This is a genomic window from Neolewinella marina, assembly GCF_002631205.1.
Taxonomy (GTDB): domain Bacteria; phylum Bacteroidota; class Bacteroidia; order Chitinophagales; family Saprospiraceae; genus Neolewinella; species Neolewinella marina.
Window position 1 is genome coordinate 211,633 of record NZ_PDLO01000004.1, and the last position, 15,742, is coordinate 227,374.

Annotated in this window: 7 protein-coding genes; 3 read left to right on the forward strand and 4 right to left on the reverse strand. The window is 64.3% G+C overall.

All coding sequences use genetic code 11. From position 1 onward, the window contains the following. The first annotated feature begins 34 nt into the window (after positions 1-34). On the forward strand, positions 35-4,357 hold the full coding sequence (locus CGL56_RS11380) for a fibronectin type III domain-containing protein (protein ID WP_099106682.1): 4,323 nt from the start codon (positions 35-37) through the stop codon (positions 4,355-4,357). A gap of 46 nt (positions 4,358-4,403) precedes the next feature. Here the strand turns inward: CGL56_RS11380 and CGL56_RS11385 are convergent, their stop codons facing one another. From CGL56_RS11385 to CGL56_RS11400, 4 genes are all read right to left on the reverse strand, one after another. Beyond that, complete coding sequence (locus CGL56_RS11385) at positions 4,404-5,804, reverse strand: c-type cytochrome (protein ID WP_099106683.1); 1,401 nt, start codon at positions 5,802-5,804, stop codon at positions 4,404-4,406. Between the two features lie 438 nt (positions 5,805-6,242). Continuing rightward, positions 6,243-6,827, reverse strand: a complete 585-nt coding sequence (locus tag CGL56_RS11390; RefSeq protein WP_099106684.1) for an energy transducer TonB — start codon at positions 6,825-6,827, stop codon at positions 6,243-6,245. A gap of 13 nt (positions 6,828-6,840) precedes the next feature. Continuing rightward, entirely contained in the window at positions 6,841-7,392 is a 552-nt protein-coding gene (locus CGL56_RS11395) for an energy transducer TonB (protein WP_099106685.1), read from the reverse strand. 50 nt (positions 7,393-7,442) lie between these two features. Continuing rightward, positions 7,443-9,245 carry a tetratricopeptide repeat protein gene (locus CGL56_RS11400; protein WP_099106686.1) on the reverse strand — a complete coding sequence of 601 codons (1,803 nt, stop codon included), beginning with the start codon at positions 9,243-9,245 and terminating at the stop codon, positions 7,443-7,445. A gap of 218 nt (positions 9,246-9,463) precedes the next feature. Between CGL56_RS11400 and CGL56_RS11405 the strand changes: the two genes are divergently transcribed. Together CGL56_RS11405 and CGL56_RS11410 are read left to right on the forward strand one after the other, a co-directional pair. Further along, positions 9,464-14,587: an adenylate/guanylate cyclase domain-containing protein gene (locus CGL56_RS11405; RefSeq protein WP_099106687.1), complete on the forward strand. Its 5,124-nt coding sequence runs from the start codon at positions 9,464-9,466 to the stop codon at positions 14,585-14,587. Further along, on the forward strand, positions 14,584-15,741 hold the full coding sequence (locus CGL56_RS11410) for a catalase family protein (protein WP_099106688.1): 1,158 nt from the start codon (positions 14,584-14,586) through the stop codon (positions 15,739-15,741). The genes CGL56_RS11405 and CGL56_RS11410 overlap by 4 nt, the downstream gene beginning before the upstream one ends. Position 15,742 lies beyond the last annotated feature (1 nt).

The following is a 15,742-nucleotide window of genomic DNA, read 5'->3' on the forward strand; positions in this document are numbered from 1 at the left end:
TCAGTCCTCCTTCACCCCTGCAATCTTCTACGCTATGTCACTACACCCTTACTTCAGACCGTTCCGGTATTGGCGGAACGCATTCGTCCTGCTAATCCTCACTCTGCTGGGGGGGCCCTACCTCGCTGCCCAGCAAACGGTTGTGCTACCCGCCGACGGAACCGTAACCCGGGACGCCACGCCCCAGGGCGACAGTCCCTACCAGCGGATGCTTTACCTCATCAAACCCGAAGAGGCGGCTGCGTCCAACCTGCTAGCCGGCGACACCATCACTTCCCTCGGCTTTACCATTGCCCGGCCAGACAGCGATACGGCGAGCGGCGACTTCACGCTCTACCTTCAGAATACCACCGATATCGTGAGCCGCAGGGACCTTAGCTGGACGGAGGTGACCGTCACCGGCAACAATCGCCTGCGCCTCGAAAACCTCAGCCTGGGCGACTACGAATGGCAGGTCCGCGCAGCCTGTAACCCGACCGACACCTGGACAAACACCGAAACCTTTCAGCCCGTAGATACCTCCGGTTGCAACCGACCCAACGGCCTTGCCGTAACCAACCTCACCGATTCCGCGGCCTTGGTATCCTGGTCCCTCCCCCACCTGGATACTTCCCACACCTTCCAGCTGAGCTACCGCGCCATTACGGAGTCGGTCTGGCAGGAAATAACGGTTCTGGATACTTTCCTTCAACTATCCCACCTCACCCCAAACACCAACTATACCTGGAAGGTAGCCACCCAGTGCAACGGAGAACTGTCTGCCGCCACCGGCCAGAACTTTACCACCCGGTACTCGCCCGATTGCGCCCAACCCTCCGCCCTTACGGTAGTATCCGTGCTGGACACCTCCGTCACCCTGACCTGGACGCCAGCTACCGAGGCCATTCGTCACGCCGTGCAATTTCGTCCCGTCGGCACGGTGGGATGGTTAAGTACCTCCAGCCTTAACAACACGGTGAGGATCACCAACCTTTCGCCGGGGACTACCTATGAGTGGAGGATCCGCACGGTGTGCACCATTGCGAACGAAACCAAAAGCGGACAGTACCTCACGGGTACCGCCTTTACGACCACCGGGGCCACGGCCTGCTACCTCCCCACGGACCCACGCACCCGGGTGCTTTCGGACACATCCGCGATCCTGATCTGGAATGACTTGTCGCCCGGAACGGACTACGTCGTCCGCTACCGGCCAAAAAATGCCATTAGCTGGACCAATGCCCTGACCGGCATGACGCTGGTGCACTCCGACAGCATCCTGCTGCCGGACGTGGCCGGCCCCCTTAACGTAACCTTCAGTGGCAGCAGCCGCGACACCTTCGTGTACAATGGCGGCGGACTGTACGTCGCCTGGGAATGGCAACACCCCCTGGGCAATCCCAGCAAGGGCTATCTCGCACTGGCCACCGAAACCAAAGCCCCCCAAGGCAGCACTGGCAACCCTGGCACTACCAGGCCCATCCTCGCGCTCAACACGAATGCGGGTACCAGAAAAAATGCGCCGGGGGAAGTCCTGTTCGCCACAAATTCCCGCCCCCAGACCCGGCTTGGGGCCAGCCGGCTCGTCGACAGTATTGCCGTCACCGCCGTATACGCCCTCGGGGCCACGGTACCCGCGTACACCGCCACCCAACCCGTATCAGCCCGTGTTGAGAATTATGGCCAGGATACCGTGGACGTGACGGCTACCCTGACGGTTACCGGCAATGACGGGACCGTGCGCTACACGGCGGATGTCCCGGTTACGGTTCCGGGGATGAGCTCCGGGCTGGTCACTTTCTCCGGCTATACACCAACGGTGGAAGGCACGGATTCCATCTCGGTTTCCGTACCCGCCCAGGGCGCCGAAAACTTACTGGAAAACAATCGCTACGTGTATCTCCAGCGGGTCAATACCCGTACGGTGCGCTACGCTGACCAAAGCGCGCAGGTTGCCGCGGCCGGGGTGGATTCCGGTGCCGTACTGACCCGCTATGTCGCCCAGGGATGCTTCACGGTCAGTGGTGCCAGTGTCTTCCTCGACGAGTCGGCGGCGGGCCAACCGCTTTCCGCCATTCTGCTGAACAGCGACGGGACCGGCATCGACACCTCCGAGGTGTTTACCCCCACTACGGACGATGTATCGGCCTACCATACCTTCTATTTTCCTTCCAACCCTACCGTCGCAGGTGATACTTTCTTCGTTGGCGTACTGCAGCAAACGGGAGGTTTTTCCCCCGTAGGCACCCAGTATGAACCGGGGGCGCCTCGCGCAGGTGCCCATTACCACGTACCAATTGCCGGCGGTACGCCAATAGAGAAACCGGAGCTCGGCCGGCTGATGATCGCCGCGGAACTGCAGGCCCAGGGCATACAACCCCGCATCCTCGGCGAAGAATTCCTTTGCGATAATGGGACCAATACGCTTAACCTGATCAGTCAGACCGTTCGCTACGCCAACAAGCTCGTGGAAGCTCCCGCCGAGCCCAGCAAATCCTTTGGTCCGCGGGCGGTTCTCGGTGCGCCCGACCTCTACCCAGCTTTCGGGTTCGGTGAGGGTGGCTGGCTGGCAAGTGCCTCCGGTGCGCGCGGGGATTCCATTACCCTGCAGTTCGCCGGCTCGTCCACCGTCGATTATATCGAGATATACCAGACCTACTGCCCCGGAAATATCCGGGAGGTGCTGCTGAAGGACGCTACTACCGGTACTTTCCATTCCGTATATACCTCGACGGTGACTTCTTCCGAGGCGGATGCGAGTGCCATCACGCGGATTGACTTCACCCGCACGACCTATCCGGTAAGCGAGGTCAAGATCCTGCTGGTTAATAACTCGACGTGTGGGTCAGTGGGCATCGACGCCGTGGGTTTGGGCCAGAAAGACGATACCCTGGCCTTTAGCAACTATACCTGGTCGACCGGCGAAACCTCTCCGACGATCGACGTAACCGGCGCCGGGGAATATTCCGTGACGGCCACCGGAGGGACCGGCTGTACGGATTCTTCCACCGACTTTACCGTACAGACTTACGTACCCGACTCCGTTAAAATATCGGTGGAAGCCCCAACGCTTTCCATTTGCGCGGGGGATACCATTATGCTGGTCGCCGACAAATCCACGGGGATCACCTGGAGCACGGGCGAAACCACGGAAGCCATTTACGTCAGCAGCCCGGGAACCTATACGGTGTCCTACGACGACGGAAAGGGTTGCGGCTCCGTGGTCTCGGCCCCCGTGCAGATCACCCAGAACACCGCGCCGGCCGTAACCATAACCGGCAATACCGTCATCTGTCCCGGTGAGTCGGTTACCCTGGGTGCCGCGGGATCATTCAGTACCTATCAGTGGTCCGACAACTCCACCCAGCCGACCCTCTCGGTTTCCCTGGCCAACACCTACACCCTGACCGTCACCGACGACAGCGGATGTACCGGCAGCGCTTCCGTAACCGTAACAGATGGAGCAACGCCAACCGTCAATATTGCGGGCACCCCCGCCTTCTGCCCCGGAGGTTCCACCGTGCTGGATGCGGGTGCCGGCTTTGCTACCTACGCCTGGTCTACCGGAGATCCCACCCAGACCGCAGTGATTTCCTCCACCGACCCGGTCAGCGTGACGGTGACCGACGCCAATGGTTGCGCAGCCACCGCTGCCGTGACTCCTACCACCTACACGCCCCCCGTAGCCGGCATAACGGGTGACCAAGGTTTCTGTCCGGGCGGTACAGCCAGCCTGGCTTCCACCGCAAGTTTTGCGCAGTACACCTGGTCTACCGGATCGACGGATTCGGTCGTGACCCTGAGTAACTCCGGATTATACAGCCTCACGGTCACCGACAACAACGGCTGTACGGATGATGCAAGCTGGGAGGTGGTACAGTTCCAGACGCCGACTCCGGCGATCACCGGCACCCTTTCCTTCTGTGCCGGCAATACCACCACCATTGCCGCCGGAGCGGGCTACGCCTCCTACTCCTGGTCAACCGGGGAAACCCAGCGCGTGATCCAGGTCAATCAGGTAGGCACCTACTCCGTCACGGTGGTGGATAGCCGCGGCTGCACGGGATCGGCCTCCGCGACCACCACCCAGAGCAACTTGCTGCCATCCGTTCCCGGCGAAATATCCGGGCCTACCGACAACCTCTGCGGCACTACGGGCAATGTCTTCAGCGTGAGTCCGGTAGCCAATACCGACTTTTACGTCTGGACCGTGCCCACCGGCGCCACGATCGTCGCCGGCGAAGGCACCACCTCCGTAACCGTAGACTTTGCCACCACCTTTACCGGAGGCAAGATCAGCGTCAAGGCGAATAACCTCTGTGGCCAGAGCCCCTCCTTCGAAGGGCGGAAACTGGAGCTGGCCTGCCAGGACCAGTAACGCCCCACTGAAGTTTTCCACACCTCGTCCGACCAGTTCTTCACCCTCACAGCGTCTTCAGGTACTCTACCACCGCCCAGCGCTCTGCTTCGCTGAGCTTGTCGCCGAAGGTGTGGCCGCCGTTGCCGTAGCCGGGCACCGTGGTGTCGAAGGTCCATTTCTCGTTTCGGGGGGCGGGGTCGTACTGCCAGCCCAGCTTGCGGTGGTCGTAGGAGGTGGAGCGGCCGTCGCGGGTCCAGCGGGCGGGGCGGGCGGCGGAGTTCAGGAGCTCATAAACGGTGGGTACCGACCCGTTGTGGAGGTAGGGCGCCGTAGCCCAGATGCCATCGAGGGGCGGGGCCACGTAGCCGTGTACCGGCTCGAAGGAGGACCGCGGCTCGCTGGTGGCAAACCAGCTGCGGTTGTACCAGTCGACGATGGCCGACTGGCGGACGTAATCGGCGTACAGCCGGTCGGTCTTCACCACGTCAACGTTGATGACCTTGTTGGGGTAGGTCTCCTCCGCCCCGTAGGTACCGTGACAACCCGCGCAGTGGTCGTTGAAGAGCGCCTCGCCCCGGCGGGCCAGGGGTTCATCAATAGCGCCGGGATACGGCGGGGCCTCCAACTGGCTCAGGAAGGCGTAGACGTCGCGGAAGGCCTCTACCGACTTCCGGGTGTGGCTGCTGTCGGGCACCCCGAGTACACTGGCCTGCAGGAGGAGTTTGGGCATACTGCCGCGGCCGGTGCCGGTGTAGTAGAGGCTGTTCTTCTTGCCCACGTGCCACAGCGGCGGGGTATCGGTGCCGATGTTGTAGTCCCACATCTCGTAGAGGGGATCTTCTACGTAGGTCAGGTCCTCCGGGTCGCGGTGCATCATGCAGGCCTCGGCCAGGCGGAAGGCGGGGTTGGCCCCGGGCTGGGTCACCTTTACGGTGGGGGCCATCGCCTTGAAGTAGCGCCCGAAATCTTCAAAGGCCACCGTCTCCGGGTCGTCCTTCCGGTACTTCAGGGACATGCCCAGCCGCATCGCCACCCCCATGGGTACCATGCTCTTTTCCCACTCCGCAAAACTGTTGCCGAGCCCCAGCACCAGCTGCCCGTCCACCTTGCCGGCGTGACAGGTGAAGCAGTTGCCGTTGACCGTCTCCGCTCCGTTCGGAGCAATGAAGGCGGTCATGTAATAGGGCATCCCCTCGTTCAGGGCGTTGCGGGGGTAGAGACTGTCCAGATGGGGCATTTTGTCGGCCTCCTTGCGCATAATTTCGATCGGGATGCCGCTGCCGATATAGTCGCCGTGGATCAGGTAGTCGAGGCCGGCCACCGGATCGCCGTCCCGCGGCTGGGGGCTCGGGGGGATGACGACCGACTTCCAGGGGGCCGCGTCGGGTTCCGCGCCGCCCAGCGGGCGGTAGGTGTTGCAGGCCACCAGCAGGGCCAGGGCAAGGAAGACGAATAGTTTACGCACGGATAGTTACTGGATAGATCGCCCGCTGTAAACGGTGGGGAGCGGAGATCGTTGCGGGATATGGGAGGGGGGACGGCTGCTTGTCCGTACCGGGACAACATCCGATGTCGAAATCACCATTTACGCCCGTTTCGGCACCTTCGCCCTCGCATATTCATGCGCACGCCGACCCGCAACCCCGCGGTTTTCCTGGGTTCCCTGGCATTTTTCAGGATTTACCGTACCCGGAGGACATCCGATGTTGATTCAGGGACAACATCCGATGTTAAAATCACGAATTTCAGCTTCCCCGGCACCCGCGCCCGCGCCCAGCAGACGCTGGACCCCGCGGTTTTCCTGGGTAAAACGAATGATGGGGCGGCCCACAGCCGCGGAGGACATCCGATGTCGGTGCAGAAAAAACAACATCCGATGTCTGAATACGACAAACGACCATCCTCAAAGCGAGCAGCCCGCCCCGTGGAAGCTGAAGGGAATGACAAAAGCCCGCGCCCGCGGCACCCCCTCCACCGTGGCCGGGGTCCAGCGGACGTCGCGGTCCACCAGGATTCGGACCACCCGCAGGGCTTCCCGGCGATTGCGGGGGTCGGTGCCGCGGGCCACTTCGGGATTCTGCATCCGGCCGTGGGCGTCGATCATGACTTTTACGAATACCCGCTCCGCGGCCGAGCCCGGGGGTTGCCGCTGTTCCCCTTCGATGAAGGCCAGCAGGCGGCGGAAGCCGCAGAACACCCGTTCCTCGTAGTCGGCCTCCCCCTCGCAGCCGGGGTAGATGGGCAGAGTCTGCTTTTCCTTCGGGGGCAGCTTCGGACGGAAGGCGAAGGGCAGACCGTAGATCTTCATGGGGTTGAAGCCGGGGCCGGCGTCGCAGGACTGGGCTTCCGCTTCCACCACCACCTCCGCTGCCGGCGTGGCCTCTGCAGTTCCGTAGCCCTGCCGGTAGCCGAAGGAAGCCGCCGTGAGCAGCATGGCCAGGGTGAGGCCCGTCAGAAAGAAGCGGGAAGACAGGGTAGCGGGGAGCATGGAGGGCGGTAGTTTACTGCAGGTAGAAGCGGACGGGAACGGTGTGCTGCATCTTCACCGGATGACCGTTGCGGCGGCCGGGCTCCCAGACAGGGTATTTCTTGAGTACGTCACGCACCGCTTCCCGCCCCGCCCGGCCCAGGTCGGGGTGCGGACTGCGCACCACCCGGGGCGGCCCCGTACGCCCGTGGCGATCCACGCTGAAGCGTACCACCACCGTGCCCGTGGCCTCCCCGAGCAGGAGGGCGGGGTATTCCAGGTGGCGCTGTACCTGCTCCCTCAGTTTTTGCTCCGCGCAGCGTTCCCGCCAGTGGTCCTCCCTGACTTCCTGGCAGGCCGGAAAGCGGGGGGGCTCCACCCGGATCGGCCGTACCGTCCGCCGGTGAGTGCGGGTGTGGTGGTGGGCCATCTCGGAATGTTTCTGTTGGTGTGTTTCCGGGGTGGCCAGCAGCTGTTGGCGGGCGGCTTCCGGGGCGGTCCGGAACCCCCAGGCGACCAGGGCCACCACCATCGACAGCAGCAGGCCGATCAGGAAGAAGCGGGAAGTGAGGCCGGGCGACTGCATGGGGAAGGTGTTTCCTTAAAAATAAGGTTCCCGCCCGCGCCAAACAAGGGCTACTGCACCGCGTCGCCCCTGAGGATGCGGAAGCGTTTGCGGGCCTCCACGGCCAGGATGCTGTTGCTGTAGTCGATGAAGAGGGTCTCGTAGAGTTCCTGGGCCTTCTCCTTGTCGCCCAGCTCCCCCTCGTACAGCCCGGCCAGGGCGAAGAGGGCATTGTCCAGGCGAATGCTCTCGGGGTAGGTATCGATCACCTGCTGGAACTGGGCGGCGGCCTCGTCGTAGCGCCGCAGCTTGCGGTAGAGCCGGCCGCGGAGGTAGACCACGTCGTCCTCCAGGTCGTGGCCGGGGAAGTCGCGCAGCAGCCCGTCCAGGGTGGCGAAGGCCTCGTCGTAGCGGTTCTGGAACATCAGCAGCTCGGCGTCGGCGTAGGTCTGCAGGGCGGTGGCCGTGGTGTCCAGCCCGAGGTTGTCCATGATGAAGACCGACAGGTCCAGGGCGTCGTTGGCGATGAGGCGGGAGGTGCTGGCCTTGAGCACGTCGAACTGCGACTGCGCCCACTCGAAGTCGCCGCGGAAGTAGCTCAGGCGGGCGTTGCGGAAGCGGGCCTCGTGGCCCAGCAGGTCCTCCTTGAACTGCTTGTCCACCTGGCTGTACAGCAGGGTGGATTCCCACACCTCCCCCTGCATCAGGTAGTAGTCGGCCAGGGCCAGCTTGGCTTCGGCGCGGGTGGTTTCGTTCACCCCGTTCAGTTCGACGATGCCCTTCAGGATGTCGATGGCGCGGTCCAGGTCATTCAGGTAGAGGGCTTCCAGCTCGGCCAGCTGGATGGCGATGCGGGCCGAGGCGGGGTTGCGGCCGAACTGTTCGAGGAACTCGAGGTAGGCCGCCTCCAGGATGCGCAGGTCGGCCTCGGTGTAGTCGTAGCCGTCGGTGATGGCCTGGCGACGGGTGAGCAGTCCGGCCCGCTTGGCTTCCAGGTAGAAGGGGGAGCCGGCGGGCTTGTTCTCCACCACGTAGTCGAAGGCCGCGATGGCCGTCTCGTAGTCGCGGTCGTTGGCCGCCAGGTTACCCAGGTCAAGCACCCGTTCGCCGTTCTCGCCGAGCTTGCGGTCCAGGGCCCGCAGCTGCCGCAGGGCACCTTTGTAGTCCTTGCGCTGGATGGCCACCCAGGCCAGCATCTCCGGGTAGAGGGGGTTTTCCTTCCGGTCTTCCTGGATGCGGGCGTAGAGCTGCTTCTGGGCCTCCTGCAGCCCCTCTTCGTCGAGGTAGCGCTGGAAGAAGGTCTGCACGTTGCGGCCGTGGCGGGGGTCCTCGGCCACGGCGTCCAGGTAGTGGGTGATCATGGCCGCGGTTTCCCCCTTGCGGCGGTAGAGGTCGCCGAGATTGAGGCTGAAGGCGCCGTCTTCCTTCAGCAGCTTGCTGCCCCGCTCGTAGGCGCGGATGGCGAAGTCGTATTTGGTGAGCACCACGAAGGCGTTGGCCAGCTGGGTGATCTGGAATTTGTCGGCCCCGAGGTTGGCGATGGCCTCCTCGTACTGCTTGCGCGCCTTGTCGTCGTCGAATTGCTGCTCCAGCAGCTGCCCGTACTTCACGTGGAGGGTCAGGTCCTCGGGGGTACGCCGCAGTTGTTTCTTCAGGGCCGTCTCGGCCTCGTCGTAGCGCTGCAGGTTCATCAGGCTGCTCACGTAGCGGTCGAAGTAGAAGGAGTTGTAGCCCGATTCGGCCAGCGCCCGGTAGAGCTCGGCGGCCTTCTCGTACTCCCCGTCCATGTAGTACTGCTGGGCAAGCTGGTTCGACTGTCCGCCCAGCCACAGGGGGGCCAGGGCAAGGAAGCAACAGAGGAGGAGGTAGCGCATCTTTCCGGGGATTACATCTCCAGTTTAACGCGGCGGGCCCGCTTTAGGTCTAGCGCTCGCGGCTTTTCGGGGGCGGGGCGCGGCCGCGGGTGCCAATTTCCCGCCTGAAAGCCGGGAAACGGGGTGTTCGGGAGGCCCGTCCGTCCTAAGTGGTTGGTACATCTTATATTACGTAATGAAGCGGGGGCCGTAATCCACCGCCAGAGGCACGAGGCACCATGAAGTCGGAAAGACTGGTTTACGAAAGCGTACGGACGAAGATCCACTACCTGGCCGACAGCGAGTGGGGCCGCCCCGTAGCGCGCAAGGGCCTCAACTACGAATTCCCCACCCCCCGGGAGATCGCCAAGTTCTACCGGGAATACGAGGTGGCCCGCGACCTGGAGGGCGACGGCGTGCGCCGCGTGCTGGGGCGTACCCGGTCAGAGAACCGCCACTACCTCTTCCTCGAGTGGGTAGACGCCCCCACCCTGGCGGAATCCCTGAAGAAGCCGCAGAACGACATTGGCGAGTTCCTCCACGTGGCCGTGGCCATCGCCCGCGCCCTGGGGCAGGTGCACGCCGGGGGCATCATCCACCGCGACATCAGTCCCTACAACATCCTGCTCGACCCCGCCACCCGCCAGGTGAAGATCATCGACTTCGGCATCTCCTCCCGCATCGACCTGAAGGAGCAGAACCTCGGCAACCCGGAGGTGCTGGAGGGCAACCTTCACTACATCTCCCCAGAGCAGACCGGCCGGATGAACCGCGCGGTCGACTACCGCACCGACCTCTATTCCCTGGGGGTGGTCTACTACGAGATGCTCACCGGCGGCTGCCCCTTCCAGGCCCGCGAACCCCTGGAGATGGTCCACTGCCACATCGCCCAGCGGCCGCCCGACCTGCGCAAGCTCAACCCCCAGGTGCCCGAGCCCCTGGCCCTGATCGTGGAGCGCCTTCTGGCCAAGAACGCCGAGAACCGCTACCAGTCGGCCCACGGACTGGAGGCCGACCTGCGCCGCTGCCTGGAGGAATACACGGCCCACGGAGTGATCCACCCCTTCATCCTGGGGGAGCAGGACTTCTCCGGCCGCTTCCGCATCGTGGAGAAGCTCTACGGCCGGGAGGAGGAGACCGCCCGCCTGCTGGCCGCCTTCGAGCGGGTGAGCCGGGGCGGACTGGAGACCGTCCTGGTGGCCGGCTACTCGGGTACCGGCAAGTCGGCCCTCGTCCACGAAGTCCACAAGCCCATCACCCAGGCCAGGGGGTACTTCGTCGAGGGGAAGTTCGACCAGTTCCAGCGCGCCGAGCCCTACTTCGCCCTCCTGCAGGCCCTGGGCCGCTTTGTCGACCTGGTGCTGACCGAAAAGAAGGAGACCGTGGACCGCTTCCGCGAAAAGGTGCAGGCGGCGGTGGGCACCGAGGGGCGCGTCCTCACCGAGGTGATCCCCAACCTGGAACACATCATCGGCCCCCAGCCGGAGGTACCGGAGCTGGCGGGCTCCGAGTCCCGCAACCGCTTCAACTACGTCTTCCGCAAGTTCGTACAGTCGATCTCTACGGCCGATCACCCCATCGTGCTCTTCATCGACGACCTGCAATGGGCCGACTCCGGCAGCCTGGAGCTGCTGCGGCTGCTGGTGACCGACCCGGACAACAACCACCTGCTCTGCATCGGGGCCTACCGCGACAACGAGGTGGACGCTTCTCACCCCTTCCTGCAGGCCGTGCGGGAGATCGAGGCCGCCGGCGCCCGCCTGTCCACCATCGAGATCGGCAACCTCAGCGAGGAGAACGTCAACCACCTCATCTCCGACGCCACCGGCATTCCGCCCGACGACACCCGCGACCTCACCGGGCTGGTGTACCAGAAGACCCGGGGCAACGCCTTCTTCACCACCCAGTTCCTCCACTCCCTCTACGAGGAGGAGCTGCTGTGGTTCGACAACGACGCGCGGCGCTGGACCTGGGACCTGGCCCGCGTACGGGAGCGCAACATCACCGACAACGTGGTCGAGCTGATGGCCGCCAAGGTGCTGCGGCTGCCCGCCCCTACCCAGGACCTCCTCCGCGCCGGGGCCAGCGTGGGCAGCGAGTTCGACGCCGACACCCTCTGCGTGATCGAGGGGGTATCGGAGGAGGAGCTGGAGCAGCGCCTCTTCCCTGCCCTCTCCGAAGGGCTGCTGCTGCCGCTGGGCACGGGCTACAAGTTCGCCCACGACCGCATCCAGCAGGCTGCTTATTCCCTGATCCCCGACGGCGAGAAGGCGGAGGTCCACGCCCGCATCGGCCGCCTCCTGCTGGCCAACACTCCCCAGGCCGGGCTCGACGAGCGGGTGTTTGACATCGTCACCCAGCTCAACGGCGGCCTGGCGGCCATCACCGACCCCGCCGAGCGGCTCCGGCTGGCCGCCCTCAACCTCCGCGCCGGGCGGCGCGCCAAGCACGCTTCCGCCTTCCGCCGGGGAGCGGAGTACCTGCAGACCGGCATCGACCTGCTGCCCGCCGACCGCTGGGAACGCCACTACGAGCTGAGCCGCGACCTGCACACCGAGGCCGCCGACTGCAACTACCTCAGCGGAGAGTTCGCCGTCATGGACCAGCTGGTGGCCACCCTGCTGTCCCGCGCAACCGAGCTGCTCGACAAGGTGAAGGCCTACGAGATCCGCATCCTCTCCTTCAAGGCCCGGAACCAGCTCAACGAAGCCATCGATACCGGCCTGGAGGTACTGGAGCAGCTGGGGGAGAAATTCCCCACCCAGCCCGGCCTGCCCAACGTGATGTCGGACCTGCTCTACACCAAGCTGCGGCTCTACGGCAAGGACGTGGCCACCCTGGAAGCCCTGCCGGTAATGACCGACCCGCGCAAGATCGCGGCCATGCGCATCATCGCCGACATCGCCTCCAGCTCCTACTGGGCGCGGCCCAACCTCTTCCCCCTGGTGATCTTCCGCATGTGCCGCATGTCGCTGAAGTACGGCAACACCGCCCTGAGCGCCTTCGCCTTCGCCACCTACGGGGTGATCATGTGCGGGGTGCTGGAGCAGATGGAGTCCGGCTACCGCTACGGCAAGCTCGGGCTGCGGCTGATGGACAAGTTCGAGGAGCGCGCCTGGACCACCCAGATCTACTGCCCCGTGTACGCCCTGATCATCAACTGGAACGAGCACGTGCGCAACACCCTGCGCCCCCTGCAGGAGAGCTACCACATCGGCCTGGAGACCGGCGCCATCGAGTTCGCCTGCATCAACTCCAACATCTACTGCATCCACTCCTACCTCATCGGCCGCAACCTCCAGCGGGTGGAGGAGGAGACGGCCGCCTACAGCCGCAACTACCAGCAGCTGAAGCAGGAGACCAACTACAACTACAACGAGGTCTACCGCCAGGGCATGCGCAACTTCCTCAACAAGTCGGCCAACCCCCTCGTGCTCACCGGCGAGGCCTACGACGAGGCGAAGATGATGGTGCAGAACACCGAGCGGGACGACAAGACCGGACTGTTCTTCATCCACTTCAACAAGCTCATCCTGGGCTGCCATTTCCGCGACTACCAACACGCCGCCGACCACGCCGACCGCGCCCGTGAGCTGCTGGAGGCCGTACTGGCCAAGTTCGAGATCCCTAACCACCACTTCTACGAGGCCCTGGTGAACCTGGCCCTTTACCCCGCCGCGGCACCCGCGCGCCGCCGCCGGATCATGAAACGGGCCAAGGCCAACCTGAAAAAGATGCGCAAGTGGGCGCGCACCGCCCCCGAAAATTACCTTCACAAGGCCGAGCTGATGGAGGCCGAGCGGCAGCGGGTGCTGGGCAACTTCAACGCCGCCCGCCTGGGTTACGACCGCGCCATCGCCGAGGCCACCCGCCAGGGCTACACCCACGAAGCCGCCCTGGCCTACGAGCTGGCGGGCCGCGCCTACCTGTCGCACGGGCTCGAGCAGCTGGCGGGCTTCTACTTCAAGTCGGCCTTCAGTGCCTACCGCGAATGGGGGGCCGAGGCCAAACTGGCCGACCTGAAGCTCCACTACGCCGAGCACCTGCGCGGCACCGAACTGCGGCCGGCGGGCACCATCGGCAGCACCACCTCCCTCCAGGCCCTGACCACCTTCGGCGATACTTCCCTGCTCGACCTGCAGACGGTGCTCAAGGCGGCCACCAGCATCTCCGGCCAGATCCACCTCGGTGACATGCTCCGCAACCTGATGTCGATCGTGATCGAGAACGCCGGCGCCCAGGAGGGCGTCCTGCTGCTGGAACGCAACGGGCGGCTGCTGGTGGAGGCGGCCTTCTCGGTGGAGGACGACAACACCACCGTGCTGCAGGCCCTGCCGGTGGAGGGGTCCGGTCTGGTGGCCGAATCCGTGGTCAAGTACGTCAGCCGCACCCGGCAGCCGGTGGTGATCAACGACGCCTCCACCGACGAGCGCTTCAGCCTGGACCCCCACCTGCTGGCCCACGGCGCCCGCTCGGTGCTCTGCCTGCCCTTCCTCAACCACGGCAAGTTCGTGGGCATCCTCTACCTGGAGAACAAGCTGGCCCCGGGGGTCTTCACCGCCGAGCGGATCGACCTGCTGGCCCTGCTGTCGGGGCAGATCGCCATCTCGATCGACAACGCCATCCTCTACGAGAACCTGGAGGTGAAGGTGAAGGAGCGCACCGAGCAGCTGGCGGTGGAGAAGACCAAGTCCGACGAGCTGCTGCTCAACATCCTGCCCCACGAAATCGCCGAGGAGCTGAAGCGCAACGGCCGCACCCGCCCCCGCCGCTTCGACAGCGTGAGCGTGATGTTCACCGACTTCTGCGGCTTCACGGGGCTGGCCGAAAGTCTCAACGCCGAGGACCTGGTGCATAACCTTGACGCCCACTTCTGCGCCTTCGATGAGATTATCGGCCGCTACGGCATCGAAAAGATCAAGACTATCGGCGACGCCTACATGTGCGTGGCCGGCCTGCCCACCGTGAGCAGCACCCACGCCGACGACATCGTGCGGGCGGCCATGGACATCCGCAGCTACCTGGAGGAACACAACCGCAAGTGCCGCGACCGCGGTGAGGAGTGCCTCGAGATCCGCATCGGCCTCCACTCCGGGCCCGTGGTGGCCGGGGTGGTGGGCCGCAAGAAATTCGCCTACGACATCTGGGGCGACACCGTCAACACCGCCGCCCGCATGGAGTCCAGCGGGGTAGCCGGCCGCATCAACGCCTCCGGGGCCCTGCGTGACCTGATCGGCGACCGCTACGCCTTCGTCCATCGCGGCAAGATCGCCGCCAAGAACAAGGGGCAAATCGACATGTACTTCGTCGAGAGCCTGGAAGCCACCGAGCCGGAAGAGGAAATTTCAATTCAACGCACATGAACACCACCCATCAACAATCCTGGACCGGCGAGCTGCTGGCCGACTGGCTGCGGCGCGGCAAGGACTTCGCCGTCCTCTGGGTGGTCGCCAAGGTCTTCGCCTTTTCCGTGGCCCTCTTTGCCTCCCTGATGCTCAAGCGCCGGATGTCGCACGACAACGGTATCGCGGCCCGCGGCACGGTGCGCATCCTTGACAACCCCGCCATTCCCCTCCACCGGTTCTTCCTACCGGAGCGCACCTTCCCCTGCCGGATCCGCCACGCCACGGCTACCTTCCTCGACGACGCCGTGAAGGGCATCCGGAGCATGTCGATCAAGTTCTCCGACGACCACCTGGAGAGCCCCTTCGACCTGCAGATGAACACCGGCGAACGCAGCCTCTTCTGGTCGGCGGCCAGCTTCCTGCAGTTCGCCAGGCTGCGCAAACAGAAGTGGGGGGTGGAGTACCGCGACTACTACCGCAAATACCCCGACGGGCTCAGCGGCGCCATCGAGGCCCTGCGCGAGAACCCTGAGTCCTTCTCCGACCTGCGCTACTACTGCAAGACGCCCTTTCTGTACATCGGCGAGGACCATACCCTGCGTTACGCCAAGTACCGGGTGGTGCCCGCCAAGATGGGCACCCGGGAGACGGGCATCCTGCAAAGCCCGGACCCCCTGGAAATACCGAACCAGCGCGTCGCCGCCCACAACCCCAATGGCCGCAACTACCTGAAGTACGAATACCGGGACCGGCTGGAAAAGGGAAGCGTCAACTACCTGATCCAGATCCAGCTGCGCACCGCCGCGGCCGACGAAGACCCGGAGATCTTCAACAATATGAAGCCCTGGGACGAGGAGATCCACCCCTGGCACGACCTGGCCGAGATCGAAATCACCGAAGCCTACGACTGGGTCGAGAGCTGCAAGACCACCTTCCACGTCGGGAACATGCCCGAAACCCTCGGCGCCATCCCCGCCAAATCGATCCACGATTACAACTCCCTCAACTACATGCGGGCGCACTCGGCCATCGCCCACAAGGCCCGGCTACTGAACTACCGGTTGTTCGGCTACCCCCCGGAGATCCCCGACAACGACAACCGCAACTGGTCGGACTGGGAAAAGCCCCACCGCATCCTCAACCGCTCCTACGACCTACCACCCAAAAACTAAG

Excerpts from the sequence above, each read along its gene's own strand:
- CGL56_RS11380 (WP_099106682.1), top strand. The coding sequence starts at position 35 with ATGTCACTACACCCTTACTTCAGACCGTTCCGGTATTGGCGGAACGCA.
- CGL56_RS11390 (WP_099106684.1), bottom strand. The coding sequence starts at position 6,827 with ATGCTCCCCGCTACCCTGTCTTCCCGCTTCTTTCTGACGGGCCTCACC.
- CGL56_RS11395 (WP_099106685.1), bottom strand. The coding sequence starts at position 7,392 with ATGCAGTCGCCCGGCCTCACTTCCCGCTTCTTCCTGATCGGCCTGCTG.
- CGL56_RS11400 (WP_099106686.1), bottom strand. The coding sequence starts at position 9,245 with ATGCGCTACCTCCTCCTCTGTTGCTTCCTTGCCCTGGCCCCCCTGTGG.
- CGL56_RS11405 (WP_099106687.1), top strand. The coding sequence starts at position 9,464 with ATGAAGTCGGAAAGACTGGTTTACGAAAGCGTACGGACGAAGATCCAC.
- CGL56_RS11410 (WP_099106688.1), top strand. The coding sequence starts at position 14,584 with ATGAACACCACCCATCAACAATCCTGGACCGGCGAGCTGCTGGCCGAC.